Source organism: Micromonospora sp. WMMD737 (assembly GCF_049179055.1).
In the GTDB taxonomy this organism is placed as follows: domain Bacteria; phylum Actinomycetota; class Actinomycetes; order Mycobacteriales; family Micromonosporaceae; genus Micromonospora; species Micromonospora reichwaldensis.
Genome location: NZ_JBMHMH010000033.1, coordinates 1 through 2,854, shown reverse-complemented (window position 1 = coordinate 2,854; position 2,854 = coordinate 1). Strand labels below are relative to the sequence as shown.

Sequence of the window (2,854 nt, the reverse complement as noted above, 5' to 3'; positions counted from 1 at the left end):
GGTGTGCTGCTCGACCGGTTCGGGTCTCGGGCGCTGATCGTCGCGGGCGCCACCCTGATGGCCTCGGGCCAGCTGGTGCTCGCGTTCACCGAGTCGCTGCCCGCCGCCATCACCGCGCGTGCGATCGTCGGACTCGGCGATGCGGTCACCTTCATCTCGGTGCTGCGGCTGGTGCCGCACTGGTTCACCCCGCGGCAGGTACCGCTGGTCACCCAGCTGACCGGCATCTGCGGACAACTGGGCCAGGTTCTCTCGGCGGTGCCGTTCCTGGCGGTTCTCACCGCGCTGGGGTGGACCGTCGCCTACGTGTCGGTGGCCGCGCTGGGCGTGCTGTCCATCGTGCTCACCCTGGCCATCGTCAGGAACACCCCGGACGGCGCCGTGACGACCCGCGAGCCCACCTCGATGCACGCCACCCTGGCCAGCGTGAAAACCGTGTGGCTGCGGCCGGGCACCCGGCTCGGCTTCTTCACCCACATGGGCACACAGTTCTCGGTCACCGTGTTCGCGCTGATGTGGGGCCTCCCGTATATGACGGTGGCCCAGGGTGTTTCGTCGGGCGTCGCCGGCGCTCTGCTGACCCTGTCGGTCGCCGCCGCCATCTCCTCCGGGGTGCTGGTCGGGGTGTTCACCGGCCGCCACCCGCACCGGCGCTCACGGCTGGTGCTGGCGATCATCGCCAGCAATGCGGCGATCTGGTCGGTGGTGCTGGCCCTGCCCGGCCCGGCACCGTTGTGGCTGCTGGTCGCGCTGGTCGTCGTCATCTCCGTCGGCGGGCCCGGGTCCATGGTCGGATTCGACTTCGCCCGGACGTTCAACCCCAGCGCCACCCTGGGCACCGCGCAGGGCATGGTCAACATGGGCGGGTTCCTGGCCTCGCTGCTGCTGATGCAGGCGATGGGGCTGATCCTCGAGCTCACCGGCGGACTGTCGTTCGAGTCGTTCCGGCTCGCCTGGACCCTCCAGTTCGTCATCTGGGGCGTCGCCGTCGTCGGAATCCTCATCACCCGGCGCAAGGCACGCCGGCTGCTGGCGGTGCAGGACGACCGCAGCCTGCTCGAGGGCATCGAACGTCAGCCCTGATCGACGCCGCCCCTTCGAGATCGGCGTCCACCCCGCCGGAGATACGCTTGCGGGCATGGGGATAGCCGTCGCGGTGGTGCTGGCCGCCGGCCTGGGCACCCGAGTCGGCGCGGACGGAAACAAGGCATACTTACCGCTGGCCGGGCGCAGCATGCTGTCCTGGTCGCTCTCGACCCCGGCGGCACATCCCGATGTGGGACGCACGGTCCTGGTGTTCCGCCAGGGTGAGCGCGACATCGCCGAGCAGGCCGTACGCCGCGGCGTCGCGCACGGCACCGTCGAGTTGGTCGAGGGCGGCGCGACCAGGCATGCCTCGGAGTTCAACGTGTTGCGCGATTTGGCACCCGACATCGAGTCGGGCGCCGTCGACGTGGTGGCTATCCATGACGCGGCACGCCCCCTCGCCGGACCCGACATGTACCGCACCGCCATCGCCCTGGCCCGCCGGCACGGCGGCGCACTGCCTGCCCTGCCGCTCGACAACGTCGCACGTGTTGCCTTGTCGGCGGTGGAATCCGTGGCACGCCAAGGGCCTTTGGTGCGGGTCCAGACTCCGCAGGCGTTCCGGGCACGCGAGCTGTGGCAGGCCTATGCCGCCGCCGAACGCGATGGGTTCCAGGGGACCGACACCTCGTCATGCGTCGAGCACTACACCGACCTCGAGATCCGGACCTTCCCGGGCAGCGCCACCAACCTCAAGGTCACCTATCCCCGCGATGTCGCCCTCGCCGATGAGCTGCTCAGCGGCCGGCAGAGCGTTGGCGCACCCGTAGAACCGCGGTGAGGTAGTCCGCGTCCCGGGGCAGCTGGGCGGTGATCGCGTCGGCATCACCGTCGACGAGGGTCACGGGCGTCCCGCTGGACAAGACCAGCTCCAGGTCGTCGAACCGCCCGCCGCCGGCCTGACTCGCCGACCCGGCCGCCAGTCCGGCCAGGGTCGCGGCGGCGAAACCCCGCGGATATTGCACGGTGCGCAGCTGGGCACGGTCCAGTGTCGCCGTCACCGTGCCCTCGGCGTCGACGGCCTTGACGCTGTCGGTGACCGGTAGCACCGGAAGGACCGAGCCGGCTCCCCGCCCCAGCGCGGCGACCATCCGTTCGACCAGAGCCGGGTCCACGACCGGCCATTCGACGTCGTGCAGCAGCACCGGAGCGTCGCCGTCGAGACCGGCCAACCCGGCCGTCACGCATTGTGCCCACCCGCCGGGCGCGGCAGCGGCGACCACCCGCGTCGGCATCTCGTGACCGCCGAGGGTTCTCCGGACCGGCGGGGCTACTTCGGCCGCGGCGGCGATGACCACCTCGGCACATGACCCCAGTGCGTCGACGACGCGCAGCAACGGCGGGCTGCCCGCGTCGGGTTCGAGGAACGATTCGGGACAGCGGGCGAGCCACGCAGGCAGCGGCAGGATAGCGGTGACCGTCACGGTGGGAAGGCTATCCGGGCCCGGGCCCCACGGGGTCAGACCGGGTCGAACGACGAAATCAGCCAGTTTCCGTCTATCTTCGTCAGGCCCACCTTGACGCTGCTGGCCGCGAAAGCCCCGTCGGGGTTTTCCTTGCTGGTCGTCGTCTGGTTGACGAACACCAGCACCGCGGCCGAATCCGGCTGAATATCAGAAACCGCGGCCCGCGTGACCGAAGCCGCGGTCTTCACCGATTTCTCTCGAGCAGCTGGCGTGACTATCTGCTCGGTGAATTCTGTGTAGTACGAAAGGAAATCGCCCGTCAGCCGGGCCCTGGCCGCGGCGAAATCCGTGTCGAGCGACTC

The 2,854-nt window shown here is 70.0% G+C and carries 4 protein-coding genes; 2 read left to right on the top strand and 2 right to left on the bottom strand.

Annotation, left to right across the window (positions count from 1 at the left end; translation table 11 throughout):
- Together ACN27A_RS34165 and ACN27A_RS34160 are read left to right on the top strand one after the other, a co-directional pair.
- A partial coding sequence (locus ACN27A_RS34165; RefSeq protein WP_421459104.1) for an MFS transporter occupies positions 1-1,083 on the top strand: 1,083 nt, incomplete at its 5' end.
- 55 nt (positions 1,084-1,138) lie between these two features.
- Positions 1,139-1,867 (top strand): IspD/TarI family cytidylyltransferase, encoded by a 729-nt coding sequence (locus ACN27A_RS34160; RefSeq protein ID WP_421459102.1) that lies wholly within the window; start codon positions 1,139-1,141, stop codon positions 1,865-1,867.
- Here the strand turns inward: ACN27A_RS34160 and ACN27A_RS34155 are convergent.
- Together ACN27A_RS34155 and ACN27A_RS34150 are read right to left on the bottom strand one after the other, a co-directional pair.
- The gene (locus ACN27A_RS34155) at positions 1,824-2,510 is read right to left on the bottom strand and encodes an IspD/TarI family cytidylyltransferase (protein ID WP_421459100.1); all 687 of its coding nucleotides are present in this window, start codon (positions 2,508-2,510) and stop codon (positions 1,824-1,826) included. The two genes, ACN27A_RS34160 and ACN27A_RS34155, sit on opposite strands and share 44 nt — an antisense overlap.
- 35 nt (positions 2,511-2,545) lie before the next feature.
- A partial coding sequence (locus ACN27A_RS34150; protein WP_421459098.1) for a hypothetical protein occupies positions 2,546-2,854 on the bottom strand: 309 nt, incomplete at its 5' end.

What these genes read in the sequence shown, in the direction of transcription:
- ACN27A_RS34160 (WP_421459102.1), top strand. Translation starts at nt 1,139, where the DNA reads ATGGGGATAGCCGTCGCGGTGGTGCTGGCCGCCGGCCTGGGCACCCGA.